The sequence below is a fragment of the Sphingomonas sp. FW306-05-A genome (assembly GCF_058782275.1).
This window is the reverse complement of the sequence record NZ_JBYSXN010000001.1, coordinates 1,740,633-1,757,362: the sequence shown is the minus strand read 5'-3', so window position 1 is coordinate 1,757,362 and position 16,730 is coordinate 1,740,633. Positions and strand designations below refer to the sequence as shown.

11 protein-coding genes are annotated in these 16,730 nt (G+C 65.7%); 5 read left to right on the top strand and 6 right to left on the bottom strand.

Going from position 1 to position 16,730, the window contains the following annotated elements; genetic code table 11:
* Positions 1-58: 58 nt before the first annotated feature.
* From AC3WJR_RS07915 to AC3WJR_RS07905, 3 genes are all read right to left on the bottom strand, one after another.
* Entirely contained in the window at positions 59-2,350 is a 2,292-nt protein-coding gene (locus AC3WJR_RS07915; protein WP_492723709.1) for a TonB-dependent receptor, read from the bottom strand.
* Between the two features lie 209 nt (positions 2,351-2,559).
* Positions 2,560-3,366, bottom strand: a complete 807-nt coding sequence (locus tag AC3WJR_RS07910) for a phosphate/phosphite/phosphonate ABC transporter substrate-binding protein (protein WP_492723707.1) — start codon at positions 3,364-3,366, stop codon at positions 2,560-2,562.
* Entirely contained in the window at positions 3,363-4,244 is an 882-nt protein-coding gene (locus AC3WJR_RS07905) for a fatty acid desaturase (RefSeq protein WP_492723705.1), read from the bottom strand. Before AC3WJR_RS07905 ends, AC3WJR_RS07910 begins: the two co-directional genes overlap by 4 nt.
* Positions 4,245-4,528: 284 nt before the next feature.
* Between AC3WJR_RS07905 and AC3WJR_RS07900 the strand changes: the two genes are divergently transcribed.
* Positions 4,529-5,377, top strand: a complete 849-nt coding sequence (locus tag AC3WJR_RS07900; protein ID WP_492723703.1) for a chromate resistance protein ChrB domain-containing protein — start codon at positions 4,529-4,531, stop codon at positions 5,375-5,377.
* On the top strand, positions 5,374-6,780 hold the full coding sequence (chrA, locus tag AC3WJR_RS07895; RefSeq protein WP_492723701.1) for a chromate efflux transporter: 1,407 nt from the start codon (positions 5,374-5,376) through the stop codon (positions 6,778-6,780). The genes AC3WJR_RS07900 and chrA overlap by 4 nt, the downstream gene beginning before the upstream one ends.
* Before the next feature lie 67 nt (positions 6,781-6,847).
* Here chrA and AC3WJR_RS07890 read toward each other — a convergent pair whose 3' ends face one another.
* Positions 6,848-9,241: a TonB-dependent receptor gene (locus tag AC3WJR_RS07890; protein ID WP_492723699.1), complete on the bottom strand. Its 2,394-nt coding sequence runs from the start codon at positions 9,239-9,241 to the stop codon at positions 6,848-6,850.
* 285 nt (positions 9,242-9,526) lie between these two features.
* Between AC3WJR_RS07890 and AC3WJR_RS07885 the strand changes: the two genes are divergently transcribed.
* From AC3WJR_RS07885 to AC3WJR_RS07875, 3 genes are read left to right on the top strand one after another with little or no spacing between them, the layout of a single operon-like run.
* Positions 9,527-10,279 carry a 3-keto-disaccharide hydrolase gene (locus AC3WJR_RS07885; RefSeq protein ID WP_492723697.1) on the top strand — a complete coding sequence of 251 codons (753 nt, stop codon included), beginning with the start codon at positions 9,527-9,529 and terminating at the stop codon, positions 10,277-10,279.
* Positions 10,276-11,982: a GMC family oxidoreductase gene (locus AC3WJR_RS07880; RefSeq protein WP_492723695.1), complete on the top strand. Its 1,707-nt coding sequence runs from the start codon at positions 10,276-10,278 to the stop codon at positions 11,980-11,982. Before AC3WJR_RS07885 ends, AC3WJR_RS07880 begins: the two co-directional genes overlap by 4 nt.
* Entirely contained in the window at positions 11,979-12,692 is a 714-nt protein-coding gene (locus AC3WJR_RS07875; RefSeq protein WP_492723693.1) for a gluconate 2-dehydrogenase subunit 3 family protein, read from the top strand. The genes AC3WJR_RS07880 and AC3WJR_RS07875 overlap by 4 nt, the downstream gene beginning before the upstream one ends.
* Before the next feature lie 41 nt (positions 12,693-12,733).
* Here AC3WJR_RS07875 and AC3WJR_RS07870 read toward each other — a convergent pair whose 3' ends face one another.
* Positions 12,734-13,912 (bottom strand): glycoside hydrolase family 76 protein, encoded by a 1,179-nt coding sequence (locus AC3WJR_RS07870; protein WP_492723691.1) that lies wholly within the window; start codon positions 13,910-13,912, stop codon positions 12,734-12,736.
* Positions 13,912-16,713: a TonB-dependent receptor gene (locus AC3WJR_RS07865; protein ID WP_492723689.1), complete on the bottom strand. Its 2,802-nt coding sequence runs from the start codon at positions 16,711-16,713 to the stop codon at positions 13,912-13,914. Before AC3WJR_RS07865 ends, AC3WJR_RS07870 begins: the two co-directional genes overlap by 1 nt.
* Positions 16,714-16,730 lie beyond the last annotated feature (17 nt).

The window sequence follows — 16,730 nt, the reverse complement described above, 5'->3', positions numbered from 1 at the left end:
CGATATGGAGGCAAGTGTGGAGCGAGATGGCAAGCCTGCCAATCTCGATCAGGGCAGGTCAGAAGCTCTTGCGCGCATTGACGCCGAGGGTTCGCGGGCGCGAGCTGACATAATAATCCGGGACCCCGGTGGCCGACGCGACGCGATTGAGGCCGTACGTGTTGAACAGATTGTTCGCGAACACTGACAGAGCGAACCCGTCCTGCGTATCGAAACCGATCCGGGCGTTGAAGATGCTGAAGTTGCCGATCTCGCGGTAGAAGGCGTTGGTCGTTCGCAGTTCGGTGTTCATCCGACCGGTATAGGTCCAGTCGAAACGGGCCAGACCCGTCAGCCGGTCTGAGAGGGGCGGGGTATATTCGATTCCCGCCGAGGCGGTCGTCTTGGGGATATAAGCCAGCGTGTCGCCGTCGCGCCCCGGCGCATTGATAAAGCCGGTCGAATCGACTTGATCGGACGTCAGCCGGGCGTTGTTGTAATTGACGCTGCCGTTGATGCTGAGGTGGCGGATCGGACGAACGCTCGCTTCCGCTTCGATGCCCTCGACCCGGACGCCTGCCAGATTGTAGATGAAGTTGAAGTTGCCGCCGCCTTGCTGGAGCGTCGATACCGAGGTCTGCACCTCGTCCCAGTCGGTCCGATAAATCGCGACGTTGAGCGTGGCCCTGCGATCGAACCACGATGTCTTTGCGCCAAGCTCGTAGTTCCACAGCGAGTCCGGGCGGTAGACGAGATATTGAGCGGGGAGATTGGGGATGTTGTTTGCCCCGCCCGGGCGGAAACCCTGCGCCGCATTGGCGTAGAACAGCACGTCGCGGGTCGCCCGAAGTTCGGCGTTGAACTTCTTGACCCAGCCCTTTGCGTTGGCCTTGGTCTCCTCATACGGCCGGGGTTCCTGGCCGTTGGTGAAATTGTACCCGAGATATTCGCCGCCGACGACCTTGGTATAGTCGAAATGGCGCAAGCCGACCGTGAGGGTCAGTGGGGACAGCACCCGGTAGCCGACTTCGCCAAAGAACGCGGTCTGCTTGACGCTGGTCAGGATGTTGCGGCCACCCAGATTGTCGACCGGATCGCGTTGCCCGCCCGTCACCGGATCGCCCGCGAACGGCAATGTGTCGACGCGGTCGAAGCGGTCTTCGTGGAACAGGCCGACGGTGTAGTTGAACGGGCCCTTGCCGTTCGATCCGAGACGTGCTTCCTGAATAAAATTGCGGACATAGCGCGGTTGATAGGCACCGAACGGCGCCTTCGAGCGGGCATAGGCCTGATAGGCGGTGCGCTGCGCGGGCGTGCAGGTCGTCGTCGGAACGCCGAGCGCGACCCGCGTGTAGAGCGGGCACCAGCGGGCTCCCGAGACGACACTGGCGAAGGCGGCATTGTTGTCGTTGGTGCTCTCGACGTCCCACCGATACCAGGACGCACTGGTCGTCAGCGTGGCGAAGCCCAAGTCGAACCGCCCGACGCCGTTGTAGAGTTGCAGCTTGTCATGCCACGGCTGGAAAATCTGGAAATCGGTGCGGAACGGACCGAGGACCGAATTATATTGCGCGGTGCCGTCGATGTCCTGGTTCTGGAGCAGCGCGGTCGCCGTGATCGAAACGGCGCTGCTTGGCGTAAAGCCGAGCATGACCCGGCCACCCTCAAGCGTTGCCCGGTTGGTGTTCTTGCGATCGAGCAGGGTGTAGTCGACATAGCCGCCTTGCCGCTCGCGGTAGCCGACGACGCGCAGCGCAAGCTTGTCGGCGACGATCGGGACGTTGAGCGCGCCCTTCACGAAATACCCTAGACCACCATTCTGTGTGGTGGTGGCTTGTGCCTCGACCGTACCTTCGTATTTGCGGGCATCGGGCTGGTTGAACAAGACACGCAAGGTGCCGCCCATCGATCCGGAGCCGTACAGCGTCCCTTGCGGGCCGCGCAAAACCTCGACCCGCTCGACGTCGAAGAGATTGAGGTTGGGCGTATTGCCTGCCGGGTCGGAATTCGTTCCGGAAGGTCCCGTCAGCGGCGTTTCACCGTAATACAGTCCGACGGTGCTTTCGCCCGCCGCCTGAACACCACGGATCGAGACACGGGTCCGCCCTGAGTCACTTTCGGTGAGTTGCAATCCGGGGACCTGGCGGATGATATCTGCGATCGTCGTTGCACCCAGTTTCGCCAACTGCCCTTCGCCGAGCGCTGAGATGGCGATGGGTGTCGTCTGCACCGTCGACTGGCGCCGCAGCGCCGTGACGACGATGTCGCCGGACTGGTCTTCGGGTGTCGCGGTCGCTGCGTTTGACGGGGCTTGCTCGGCTTCGGTCTGGGCGAAGGCCGGATAAGGTGCCGCCACCAGGGCTAGAACCATCAGGCCGGATCGTGTGGATAATAGCATTCTGCCCCCATTCGTCATTCGATCGGGTAAGCGTCCTGCGCTCACCCATCGGGGCATGATGGCTCAAACTCCTACCAATCCAATGGGGTATTGGGTTTCGGGGGGCCAAGATAATGCATGTTGCTGATCGTTCTTGCGATTTGCTACGCGCCCGGCGTTTTTGAGGCTTCCGGTGGGTGCCTTTATCGCAGGATGGGATAGCCCGCTTCGACCGCCGCACATTCAAGCGCGCGAACGCGGGCGTACGGTTCTGGTCCGCTAGGGATGACATCCGCCAGAAACACTTTCGCCCGTGCCTCGACCAGCGCGGGGTCGGCGATGACGTCGGCGAGCGCCTCCCGCAGCGCGACGATCGTTTCCTCGGGCGTCGAACGGGCCGTTACGAACGGCAGCGCGGGGGTGTCGGCGGTCACGCCGATAACGCGCAGTCCTGAAACCGCATCGGGATCGAAGCGACGCAGCGCCGCGAAGCTGACGGCGTCGATCGCGGCGATATCGGCTGCGCCCGCGCCAACGGTTTCGACGCTCGCGCGATGCGAGCCTGTCTCAATGACATCGCCGAAGAACCGCCCGTCTTGCGCAAGGGGTGCGACCGTCGCCCTGAACAGATTATGCCCGGTGTTGGAGTTGCGCGCGTTGATGGCGGCGCGGCGGTTGCGGAACGTCGCGAGCGAACCGTCGTCGCTCCGCCGTGCGACGAGATAGGAGACGTGCCGGCCGTGTGCGCAATCGGGTGCGTCATAAGCCGGGATCCCGATGACGTGCAGCGCAAGCGCGGCGTCCGTCACGAGCGGATAGCCGCACGTCTGGCCGAACAACAGCTTCGGATCCCGCCAGATCGCCTCGACCGTCCGCGTTCGGTCGAGCCGGTCGGGCGCGTCGATCCCGCGCGCGCGGAGCCGTGTCGCCAGCGCCGTCCAGAGCTGGTCATTGGCCGCCTGCTGCGCCGGGTGATCGTACATGCCGAGCGAAGCCACGGCGCCGCTCACGACGGCTTGCCCGGATAGTCGGGGTGGGTGAGGACATCGTGGTGCCGGATCGCGAACCGGCGCAGGATCGCACCATATCCGCGATACGTCGTGCGATGATCGGGGGCGAGCCTGGCGCGGTGTGCCGCATGATAGGCGGGCAGTCGATACCAGGCGAGATCCGGCCGGTCATGATGCGCGGCGTGGAGGTTGTTGTTGAGATACAGCAGCCCCAGCACGCCCCCGCGCTCGACCGTCGCAGCCCGGCCGGGTGCTCGGAGGTCGGCCCGATGTTCCACAAAGGATCGCAGCAAGGTCAACGCCATGCCGGGATATACGAACATCACGAGGTAGCGTCCAAGCCCGAATTGCGTCCAGTGCAGCCAGCCAAGCACGATAGCGACTGCCGCCAGATGCGGCAGCCAGTCTCGCGCCACCGCCAGGGGTTTGTCGCGCAGACGGCGGATCTCGTCCACGCCGAGCGACAGGATCGCGATCGGTGGTCCCAGCAGCAGGCGACCGAGCAGCGGCGCCTGCACCCGCGCCAGCCATAGCGAAACGCCGGACCGGCTTGCGACATAGCGCGATTCAGGATCGTGCCGCGGGTCGGTGATCGATGGACTGCGATGATGCGCGGCATGGCTGCGGCTGTAGAGTGCGTAGGGCAACCACAAGGCGAGCGGCGGAAAACCGATCGCTGCATTGATCCGCAGAGAGCGCGTCGGATGCCCATGGATCGTCTCATGCTGGAGCGAGCCATGCCAGGCGATCAGCCATCCGCCCGTCAGCACAAGCAGCGGATCAGGGATGACGGCGTGGAAATACGTCGCCGCAAGCCACCCGGCGTAGATGGTCAGCGTGACGAGCAGCGTCGGCCATTCGATCGAGCGTGGAGTCATGACCGGGCCTCCGACAGGCGGCGGCGAGAAAGGCAGGGGTGCGACATCGGCTTTCTCCATCAGGGACGCCATTGTCCACCAATATGATATGAATTGAAGCTTGCTTCTTCTATCGATCGGCTAAGCTCAGCTATTTGTGCCATTTGCTGCTGCAAAGGCGGTTGCCTCCGATCGGGCAGTTGACAACTCGACCGGCGGATTGCTCAATATGGCGATGGGGCCAGCGATCTCCCCATGAGGCGACAGCCGAAGCATCGCGTCCCTGCTGCACCGGAGGACGCTTCATGCCCGCGATTAATTCCATCACCCCCGAAAAACTGACCCGCCTGATCGGGCTGCCGCATGGCCCCGCGATCGTCGACGTCCGTACCGATCGGGAATTTGCGAGCGACCCGCGCCTGGTGCCGGGGTCCGTGCGTCGGGACCACACCCACATCGCTGCGTGGTCGGGCGGACTAGCCGGTCGGTCTGCGGTGATCGTCGACGCGCAGGGCGGCCCAACGGGCGAGGGGGTCGCCGCATGGTTGCGGCATGAGCGCGTCTCGGCGGAGATGCTGGACGGCGGCACGCTCGGCTGGGCGGCTGCGGAACTGCCGATGGTGCCCGAAGCGGTCCTTCCGCCGCGCGACGCGCAAGGGCGGACGCTATGGGTCACGCGCGCGCGACCAAAGGTCGATCGCATCGCCTGTCCTTGGCTGATCCGCCGCTTCGTCGATCCGGATGCGGTGTTCCTGTTTGTCAGCCCGGTCGAGGTGATGCGCGTGGCCGAGCGGTTCGGCGCGGCTGCGTTCGATGTTGCGGGGGAGGGCGTGGTGTGGAGCCATGACGGGCCGCTGTGTACATTCGACGCGATGGTGGCGCGGTTCGGGCTCGCCGCTGTCCCGGGTCTCGCGCAGCTCGCTGTGATCGTGCGTGGCGCGGATACCGCGCGGCCCGACCTTGCCCCCGAGGCGGCGGGGCTGGTCGCGCTGTCGCTTGGCCTGTCGCGGATGTTTGCGAACGATCTCGCGCAACTCGATGCCGGAATGCTGCTCTACGATGCGCTGTATCGCTGGTGCCGCGATGCGACCGGCGAAACGCACGACTGGGTGTCCCACACCCCGAAGGCGGCGCGTCCGAAGGTGTCGGCATGAGCACAATCACCGGCGACACAGTCGCACCGATCGCGCGGCCCGCGCCGGTGACGCTTCGGCAAGCCTTCTGGGTGTGGCTGAGGATCGCGGCGCTGTCGTTCGGCGGACCCGCCGGGCAGATCGCGGTGATGCACCGCATCCTGGTCGAGGAGAAACGCTGGATCGGCGAGCAGCGTTTTCTCCACGCGCTCAATTATTGCATGCTGCTGCCGGGGCCGGAGGCGCAGCAACTGGCCGCCTATATCGGCTGGCTGCTGCACCGGACCCGCGGCGGGATCGTCGCGGGAACGCTGTTCGTGCTGCCGGGGGCGGTATCGATCATGGCGTTAAGCTGGATCTACGTACTGTACGGGCAGGTCGGTTTGGTCGCGGGGCTGTTCTTCGGGCTGAAATGCGCGGTGCTCGCGATTGTGTTGCAGGCGGTGGTGCGGATCGGCAGCCGTGCGCTGCGCAACGGCGTTATGCGCGCGCTCGCGGGGGCGGCGTTCGCGCTGATCTTCTTCCTCGGCGTGCCGTTCCCACTGATCGTGCTTAGCGCGGGGGTGATCGGCTATTTGGGCGGGCGCGCGGACATGCCCGCCTTCCGGATCGGCGGGGGGCACGCTGCGGGCAAGGGGGTGGTCGTCGCCGATGCCGACACGCTGCTCGGCGAAAGTCTGCCCGCGCACGCCAGCCCCACGATCCGCCAGTCTGTGCAGCAGGCAGCAGTGTGGCTCGTGCTTTGGCTAGCACCGGTCTTGGCATTGCTGGTGCTGCTGGGGCAAGGCAACGTCTTCACCCAGATCGCGACCTTCTTCTCGACCATGGCGGTCGTCACCTTCGGCGGTGCCTATGCGGTGCTTGCCTATGTCGCGCAGCAGGCGGTCGAGCACTATCACTGGCTCACTGCGCGCGAGATGCTCGACGGGCTGGGCATGGCAGAGACGACGCCGGGGCCGCTGATCATGGTGCTCCAGTTCGTCGGGTTCCTCGGCGCGTATCGTCACCCCGGGATGCTGTCGCCGCTGCTGGCGGGGACGCTGGGCGGGTTGCTCGCGACCTGGGTGACGTTCGTGCCGTGCTTCCTGTGGATTTTCCTGGGCGCTCCGTTCATCGAGCGGATGCGCGGCAATTTGGCGTTGTCGGGCGCGCTGTCGGCGATCACCGCTGCGGTGGTCGGGGTTGTGCTCAACCTGGCGGTGTGGTTCGCGATCCACACGTTGTTCCGCAGCGTCCGGCCGTTTGCGGTTGGACCGGTGCGGCTCGACCTGCCCGTTGTTGCAAGTCTCGATCCCTGGGCACTCGGGATCGCGCTCGCCGCGATCGTTGCGATGTTCCGGCTGAAGCTCGGCATCTTTGCGACGCTCGGCGTGGCGTCGGTCGCGGGGATCGTGCTTCAAACGAGCGGTGTCCTCGCCGAGTGAGCGCCGAGCGGCAGGGGCAGCGCGCCGGAGCGGATCTCCGCAGCCGCCTTCCTGCCCCCGAGCCCGCCTAGAACCGCACCGACGTCTCGACGCCGAACTCCTGCGGCCGTCCCGGCGTGACGCGGTCGATCCCGAACCCGCCGAAATAGCCGGTCCGCGCCAATTGGGTCACCGTGTCGAACACGTTGGTGCCATACACCCCGATCCGCCACGGCCCACCCGCGCGCGGCACATAATCGAGCCGGAACCCGGCCAGTGCATAGGCTGGCAGCCGGCAGACATAGTCCGCGCCATCCTGACAGGCAGGCTTCTCGCCCACTCCGCGGACGTCGATGCTCGGCGTCACCGTGCCGCCGCGGACCTGGAAATCATAGGCGATCGCTGCGCTGTAGGTGTATTTCGGGGCGGAGTTGACCGGCGTGTCCAGCGTCAGCGTCACGGCGTTCGGCCGGATGCTGTCATAGGCTTGCGTCAGGTACGAGACGTTCCCGCGGACGGTCAGGTGCCGCACCGGACGCAACACGAACTCGCCCTCGAACCCCGCTTCATGCGCGGAGGCCGCACTTTGCACCTGCCGCGTCGAGACGTTGCCGACCAGCACGTTCACGCCCGCCTGGATGTCGGTGTACTTCTGATAGAAGCCCGACAGGTTGATGACCGCGCGCCGGTCGAGCAGGTCAAGCTTGATACCCCCTTCATACGACCAAAGCTTTTCGGGATCGTAGGAGGACGGGAAGCGTCCATCGGCCGAGGGACTGCCTAATTGCTGGTTGAAGCCGCCGGAATTATACCCGTGCGCGGCGGTCAGATAGGTGAAGACCGTGTCGGACCAGCGATAACCGAGCTGGACTTTCGGGTCGAAGCCGTCCCATTCGTTGGTGTCGCGCGCGGTGAACGGCGCGCCGCCGCAATTGGCGATGCCACCCAGGAAATCGCCGTTAAAATAGCCGCACTGGGTCGGCACGCCATTGGAGAGGAAGGTGTTTTCGCGTCCGGCGAAGAAGACATAGCTGGACCCGGTCTTGCGGTCATAGGTATAGCGTCCGCCGAGCGTGAGTTCGAGCCGCGGCGTGATCTTGTACGATGCCTGCGCGAAGGCGGCGTAGCTGCGATAATTCAGCGACGCGTCGTAGACATAGCCGAGCGGGTCGATCCAGTCGGGGCCGGTGTCCTGCAGGAAGTCGGTCTTCTGCTGGAAGTAGAAGGCCCCCACCAGGAACGTCAGCCGATCGTCGAGCACGGTGCCGCCGATCGTCAGTTCCTGCGTAAACTGCGTGCTGCGGGTGTCGTCATATTCCGCATAGATGTCGTTGGGGGCATTGTTGACCGGCGTGTAGAAACTCGCTTGCGAACGACGGTAGGCGGTCACCGAATGCAACGTCAGGCCACCGCCGAGATCGTAGCCGATCCGCGCGTTGAGCGTCGTCGCGTCGGTGTCGTTGAACGGGCCGCGGCCGCCGTAGCGCGATACGCCGCCAGCATCGCCGCCGCGTGCGATGTCGGTCACCGCCGCGCTGGTGGGCGCGAGCAGCGTCGCACCGCCGTAGACCGCATAGGGCTTTCCCAGAACGGGATAGGCCGAACAATAAGGCGTGGCGTGGAGCGCATCGTAATTCTGGATATAGCCGGCGGTGGAAAGGCAGCCGACCGGAATCGTCGCGCCGCCATCGGTCTTCGACCGGTTGTACTCGCCGAGCAGGTCGATCGTGAGCGGGCCGCCTCTGTCGACGCGCAATTGCAGGCGTCCGGACTGGTTGTTGACGTTGCCGCTGCGACCATCGTCCAGTTCGTGCGTGATATAGCCCCGGACGCTTTGCGTGCGGAAGCTCGCGCGGGCGGAGATGCCGTCGGTCAGCGGGACGTTGAGCGCACCTTCGGTATCGATCCGCCGCAGGCTGCCCGCGCGGACCTGCGCATAGCCTTCGAATTTGTCGGTCGGGCGCTGCGTCGTCAGCAGCACCGCGCCCGCGGTCGTGTTCTTGCCGAACAGCGTCCCCTGCGGGCCCTTCAGGACCTGCAATGAGGCGATGTCGTAGAAATAGAGGTCGTTGCCTTCCTGTCGGCTGACATACATCTCGTCGACGTAGAAGCCGGCCTTGGTGTCCGAATTGACCTGGTTGAAGGTCTGCCCGATCCCGCGGATCGTGAAGCTCGTGCCGCCCGACAGCAGCGGCACCAGTTCGAGGTTGGACACCGCCCCGCGCAGATCCTGGAACGTGCGGATGTTCTGCTGCACGAGGTTGTCGCGTGACAGAACGGTCGCTGAAACGGGCGTGGTCTGGAGCCGTTCTTCACGGCGGCGGGCGGTGACGACGATGTCGCCCACTGCGTCGCTGGCAGCGGCCCCTGGTGCGGTCGGTGGCACCACGCCCGATTGCGCCAGCGCAGGTGCCGCAACCATGCCCGCGATCAGCGCGAGCATCGACAGGGCGCGCCCGCCCGAAATTGGAATTCCTGCCATGATAACCCCCGTTTGCGAGCCTTTACTCGACGCTTGCCCTGTACCGATACCCTATGGCGATGATCGGGATTGTGGACAGAGCTTTTATTGGCCGCGGCATGATTCGTCTTTGGCATGCCGCGTGGCGGGGTTCCGCAAAGTGTTCGCAACGCGCGCAACAACGCCTCAGTCTTCGGTCTGCGATAGGCCCCTTCACGGACGCCTGTTTCTGTTGAATGATGGGTACAGGCGAAGATGAACCGAGATCGCTCCTCTTCGAAGAGGGGCGCCGACTGGAGAGACCTGATGGTTACGATGACAAAGGCGATCCTCTGCCTGGCCGTAGTGTCGATGGCACCGACGATTGCGCTTGCGCGAGAGGCGGCACCCAACACGATGACTGCGCGGGAACGGGCGGCGGGGTGGCAATTGTTGTTCAACGGCCGCGATCTCGACGGCTGGCGGTCGTTCGATGGCGGCGCACCGTCGCCGTCCTGGGTCGTCCGTGACGGCACGCTGGAACTCACCGCGACCAGCGGGCGGATGAGCGGCGGCGATCTGGTGAGCGCCAACAGCTATGGCGCCTTCGAACTGACGCTCGACTGGAAAGTCGCGCGTGGCGGCAATAGTGGCGTTCTCTATCTCGCGCGCAACGTGCCGCAGACCCGGCAAATCTACGAGACCGGGCTCGAGATGCAGATCCTCGACGACGCCGGGCATCCCGATGGCAAGATCCCCTCGCACCATGCAGGCGCACTCTACGATCTGACGGTGCCGCCAGCAGGCGTGTCGCGACCCGCCGGAAGCTGGAACCACGCGCGGTTGCTCGTCGATCACGGTCGGATCCGGCAATGGCTCAACGGCAAACCGACCGCCGATGTGTCCTACGGCGACAATGCCTGGCGCAGCCGCGTGGCGGCGTCGAAGTTCGCCAAGATGCCGTTCTTCGGAACGTTTCCCAGCGGCTTGATCGCGCTGCAGGATCACGGCGAGCCGGTGGCGTTCCGCAACGTCAAGCTGCGGGTGATCGGGGCAAGTGCGGTGGAAGCGCGGAAGTGATACGCGACGCGAAGCCTGCGTCGGATGCGCAGGCGGACGTCGTCATCGTCGGATCGGGGGCGGCAGGGGGCATGGCCGCCTACAGCCTGACCAAAGCGGGGCTACGATGCATCCTGCTCGAGGCAGGACGCGACTATGATCCGCAGGCCGAGGTCAACATGTTCGCGCCCGAAAGCGACGCGCCGCTGCGCGGTGCGGCGACGCCCGACAAGCCGTTCGGCTATTTCGATGCCACGGTCGGCGGCGGGTGGCAGGTCGATGGCGAGCCATACACGCTGCGCGAGGGCTCCGACTTCCGCTGGTACCGCCCGCGCATGCTGGGCGGACGGACCAACCACTGGGGCCGGCACGTGCCACGGTTCGGGCCGTATGACTTCAAGCCGTTCTCGCGGGACGGCCTCGGGGTCGACTGGCCGATCGGCTATGACGATGTGGCGCCGTTCTATGATCGCGTCGAACGTATGGTCGGCGTGAACGGTGGTCCGATCGGGCTGGAGAACCACCCCGACTCCCCGCCGGGTTGCCTGATGCCGCCACCGCATCCCCGCATTCCGGAGATGCTCATCAAGGCTGCCGCCGAGGATCTGGGGATCCCGGTGCGTGCCGCGCATACTGCGGTGCTCACGCGCGACATGCCGGACGCGGTCGCGCCGCGCAGTGCCTGCCTCAACGCGACGCCTTGTACGCGCGGCTGCACGATCGGCGCGATGTTCCAGACGACCACGTCGCTGCTGCCGATGGCGAAGGCGACCGGGCGGCTGACGATCGTCACCGACGCGATGGTGTCGCGCGTGACGATGGCGCGTCCCGATCGCGCCGCCGGGGTCGAATATGTCGATCGCAAGACCGGGCTGCGGCACACGGTGAACGCCCGCACCGTGGTGCTGGCGGCCGGCACGGGGGAAACGACGCGATTGCTGCTCAATTCTGGGGAGAGCGGGCGCGGGCTTGCGAATTCTTCCGGGGAACTGGGCCGCAACCTGACCGATTCCACCGGTGCATCCTTCCGCGCCTATATTCCGGCGCTCGCCGATCGTCCGCGCTACAATGAGGACGGCATCGGCGGCCAGCACATCTATATTCCCTTCTGGCTCTACCAGCAGCAGAAACGCGGCGAGCTCGACTTCGCGCGGGGGTATCATTTCGAGATCGGCGGCCGGTTCGGTATCCCGCCGGCGGATGCCGTGCCGCGCGTCTGGGGATCGGCGCTGAAGAAGGCCGTCCGAAGCGCCTCGGGCGCGACGATTCAGTTGACGTTGCGGGGGGAGATGATCCCCAACACGGACAGTTTCTGCGAGGCGGACCCGGTCGTGAAGGACCGGTTCGGCATCCCGGTGCTGCGGTTCGCCTTCCGCTGGTCGCAGAATGAGGTGAACCAGGTCGCCCACGGTCGCCGCACCGCGCATGCCGTGTTCAAGCGGATGGGGGGCACGATCCTCGATCCCGACCTGCCGCCCGAGAAAATCATGACCGCGGGGGGCGAGATCATCCACGAACTGGGCACGGCCCGGATGGGGGCCGACAAACGGTCGTCGGTGGTCGACGGCTATGGCCAGACCTGGGACGTCGACAATCTGGTGCTGATGGACGGTGCGGTCTTCGCGTCCGGCGCGCACAAGAACCCCACGCTCACGATCCTCGCGCTCGCCTTGCGCGCGTCCGAGCACCTTGCCCGGCGCCTGAAGTCGGGGGCTTTCGCATGACGCCGTCACGCCGCACCACGCTGCAATGGATGATGGCCGCGGCGGCGCTGCCGCTCGCGCACTGGACGACCCCGGCGATGGCCGAGGGTATGGATGACGCCGCGGGCGCGGTGCCGCCGTTCGATGGCATCGCCGACTGGCCCGACACCCCGCCACCGCCACCGGCACCGGGCTATGGCCGCGATCCCGATCTGGCGAACCCCAAAGTCCCCTGGCCGCTGACGCTGGCTGCCGCGCAGCGCAAGACGGTGGATGTGCTGGGCGATCTGATCCTGCCGCAGGACGCGGCATCGCCGGGGGCGGGGGCGCTCGGCGTCGGGGCGTTCATCGACGAATGGATCAGCGCACCCTATCCGCAGCAGCGCGCAGATCGCGCGAAGGTGGTTGGCGGTCTGCTCTGGATCGACGCGCAAAGCCGCACGCTGCATGGTCGCGCGTTCGTCGACCTCGCGGCGCAGCAACAGGCCACGCTGCTCGATGCGCTGAGCGTCCCCGTGCCGGTCGCCAGGATGGTGGCTCCGGTCGCGTTCATGGACACGCTGCGCAGGCTGTTCGTGCTCGGCTTCTACAGCTTGCCGGAGGGCAAGGCGGACATGGGGTATGTCGGCGACCAACCCACCCCCGGCGCTTACCCCGGACCAACGCGCGAAGCACTAGCGCATTATGCGCATGCGCTCGACCGGATGGGACTGACACCGCCGCCCGCATAGCCCAGGGCGGCGGACCGGCAATCGCGTCGGCGGATCGTTGCTCAGTACAGCAGCGTCCAGTCCCGCACACGCCATTGGAGCACCGCTTCGATCTGAACCATCGCGGCGGTATCGATCAGTTCTGCACGCCGCCCGGGAAAGCGCACGAGTCCATCCCCGTCGCGGCGCAAGCGCCACATCCGGTCGGCATAGCCGCGCATGGCGTCGCGATACCGATGCTCGCCGGTTTCGCTTTCAAGCAGTAGCAGGTTCTTGAAATAGATCGCGTTGAACGGTGGGGGTTGATCGTCGACGCGGTCATCTGCGACGAAATACGTATGGCTTGCGTCCGCGATGCGTCTGGCCGCCGCGAGATATTCCGGCTTGTGCGTTGCGCGCCAGAGCAGGACGTTGACGCCGACCGGCACGCCCTGATTGTAGCTCCAGACGCGCTTCTCGATCGAACCGTTCGTCTTGAGGTGATCGGCGTACAAGCCGTCCGGCCGTTGCAGCGTGGCGTTGGTCCAGTGATAATAGCGCAAGGCATCGTCGAGATAGCTGCGATCCCCGGTCAGCATGTACAGCCGAACGCCCATCTCCGCGGCCGGCATGTTGGACACGGTATTGCGGTCACCATTGTCGCTCTTCTGCGTCCAGCGCACGCCGCCGGGCGAGGGTAGGGTCGTGTCGGTCGACCACCCTGACCGGATCAGCTCGAAGATATCGCGGGCGTTGTGGAGCGATACCGGATCGCGCCGGAACAGATGGTGCTGGATCTCGGCCAGCCCGACCCATTCATTGTCGTCGTAATAGAGGTCGTCCCCATGACCGAGCGGCGGCAGCACCTTGGCCAGATGCCCGGCGCGCCCCGTCGTCGACGTCTTCGACCAGTAACGCGCCTGTGCGGCACGGACCTTCGCCAGCGCAGGCGCGAACCGCCGCCCCGTCGCGCCGGGGATCATCGTCAGGTCGAGCAAGGCGATATGTGCCTGGGAGAAGGGCCATTCCGTCGAATAGCGCTCGTCGCGCGGCTCCGGCGGATGGTATTCCCGGTACAGGCCGGTTCCATCCGCCACCGCGAAACACCGCTCCAGCGCGGCATGCCAGGCGAGTGCCCGGTCAAGCGTGGCCCCGGCGGTGCCGGGACCACGTTGACCAATCGCCGCAGTGGCGACGACGGCGGCCGATAGACCCGCCGCCATGCCGAGCAGGGTCCGGCGCGATACGCTTTGCCCCGTCATCAGAAACGGAACCGTGCGCCCACCGCGAAGACGCGGCTTTCGTACCGGACATCGCGTGGGTAGTTGGCATTCTCAAGCCCCGGAACCGCGCGCAAGGCCCGATAGGGCGACCCGGTGATGTTGCTGACGTCGAACGTCAGCGTGACGGCTTCGATCGCGGCGACCGACAGGGAGAAGTCGAGCCGTTCGATCGGGCGGTTGAACTCCGCGCCGATCAGTTGCCCGAGCTGGTCGGTGGCGAAGAAGTTCGTCACCCGCGACCGCCAGTTATACGCCAGCCGTGCGGAAACCGGACCCTTTTCGTAAATGCCGACCGCGTTGTAGCTCCATTTGGAGACGCCCGGTATGTCGCTGTTCTGGCCGGTCGTGCCGAGCGACACCGGCAGCGCCTGCGATGCGTCGATATAGGTGCCGTTGAGCTGCGTCCCGAACCCGCTGAGCCAGCCGGGCAGGAAATCGAAGAAGGTCTGGAACGCGACCTCGACACCCTGCAGCTGGCCGCTGCCGCCATTCTCCGGCCGGTTGACGACGATCTGGCCGTAAGGTTCGACCACCGTGGGAACGTTGAGATTGGTGATGAAGCCCTTCACATCCCGCCGGAAGATCGCGCCGGTCAGCGAGCCGGTCTTGGTGAAGTACCATTCGAGTGACGCGTCGTAATTCTTGGACAGGATCGGCTGGAGATTGATGTTGCCGCTGTTGCCGGTGATCGGCGGGGTGCCGTTGGGGTTGCCGATCGTGATCGCCGGGTTGAGTTGGCCATATTCCGGGCGGGTCCGGGTTTCCGTCGCGGACAGGCGCAATTGCAGTTTGTCCGAGAACTTGGCGCGGAACGAGGCGCTCGGCAGCACGTCGAGATAGTTCTGCCGCGATGTCGTGGTGACCAGCGTGCCGCCGACCAATGCATTGCCGGTCAGATTGGCCTTGGTGTTGACCACGCGCGTGCCGATCACGCCGTCGATCGGGACGGTGCCGAGGTCGAAGCCATAGTGGAACTGACCGTAGAAGGCGTAGGACCGCTCGACCGCGTCGAGCTGCTCGTTCTGGACGAACGCCGGGATCTCCGATCCCCATTGCGCCAGTTCGGCCAGGGCGGCGGGCGTCCCGATCTGCGCGAGGCCGGAGCGGGCGAGATCCCGCAGGGCGTCGATATTGTCGACGATGCCGCTTCGGGTGGGCGCGTACCACTGGCTGAGCGGTGGCGCCTGACCGCCACGGAAGCCGACGTCGATCGGCTGCCCCGTGTCGCCTCCCGGAACTGCGGTCAGCGGCAAGGCGAGCGGCCGCAGCGTTGCATATCGCCCCCCGCTCCGCAGCCGGGCGTCGCGATCCGTAAACCGGAACCCGACGTCGATCTGCTTGATGACCGGCAGTTCGGTCTGCAGTTTGAGGTCGGTCCGCCACTGGATCCCCTTGCCGGTGGCGAGCGAACGTCGATCGTAGATGCCGCGCAGGATATAGTTGCCGCCGTTGTTCGCATCGAAACCGGGAAGGCCCAGCGCGGGCCCACCGTCCTTGCCGCCGATGTCGAACACGATCGATGCGGCCTGCGCCTGCGCGGGTGCGTAATCGAAGTTGTAGTCGGTATATTCGGCCTTCGAGTCAGTATAGGCGAAGTCGGTCGTGATCGTCGCGCGATCGCTCTTCCACGATCCGCCGATCGCGCCCTGATACGCATTGGTGCGACCCGCGCGCGTGCTGCGCGAGAAGTCGATGTTCCTGCCGTTCGCGAAGTCGGGGGTCGCGGTGACGCTGGTGAGCGTACCCGGCGCGTCGGGGTTGCGGACGATGTCGCTCAGCGCGGGATTGTCGTTGACCAGGTTGAGCCCGGCGAAATCATTAGCAACGTCGGTCCGCGCGCCTTGGAACAGGCCGTCGATGTAGAATTCGAGCCGGTCGCTGGGACGCCATTGCAGCGTGCCGTTGACGGACGGCCGCCAGCGCTTGCCGCGATCGTAATAGACGCCGGCGGACTCGGGGAGCACGAAGTCACGCGATCCCGCGACGGGTTGCGCGGCGTTGGGCGCGACGATGTTGCCGTTGATGTAGCGCGACGACGTCTGGTAATGCAGCTGGGTGTACGACACGTTGATCAGCGCGCCGATCTGACCGATGCCGGTGTCCCAGCGATCGGTGACGAGCACGTTGAAATTGGGATCGAACGTCTTCGCCTGATCGCCGTACGTGCCGCGCACGGCGCCCGCGATCTGGAACCCGGCGAAATCGAACGGACGCCGTGACCGCACGTTGATCAGACCAGCGATGCCGCCCTCGATCTGGTCCGCGCTCGTCGTCTTGTAGACCTCCAGCCCCGCAAGCGCGCCCGCCGGGAAATCCTGCAGCGCGACGTTGCGTTGCTCGGCGGTGAACATCTCCCGCCCGTTGAAGGTGGTGGTGAGGTTGGGGAGGCCGCGCACCTGCACGCTGCCGGCTTCGTCGCTGCTGCGGTTGACCTGCACGCCGGTGATGCGCGCCAGCGCTTCCGATGCGTTGTTGTCGGGCAGCTTGCCGATATCCTCGGCAACGACCGCGTCGACGATCTGGTCGGAATCGCGTTTCAGCGTCTGGGCCGACTGAAGGCTGCGGCGCAACCCGGTGACGACGATATCCCCGGATGCGGGTTCCGCGGCGACCGCGCCGTCGGCGGCGGCTGGTGGGCCGGCTTCCGCGGGCGTCGCATCGCTTTGCGCTGCGGGTTGCGGTGGAGTTGCGGCTGTCGTTTGCGCGGCGCTGCCGCTGCTCCATAGCGACGCTGCGGCAAGCGCGATGGTCGAAACGACCAGTCGGTCGAGTGCTTTCATATGGTCTCTCCCTGGGT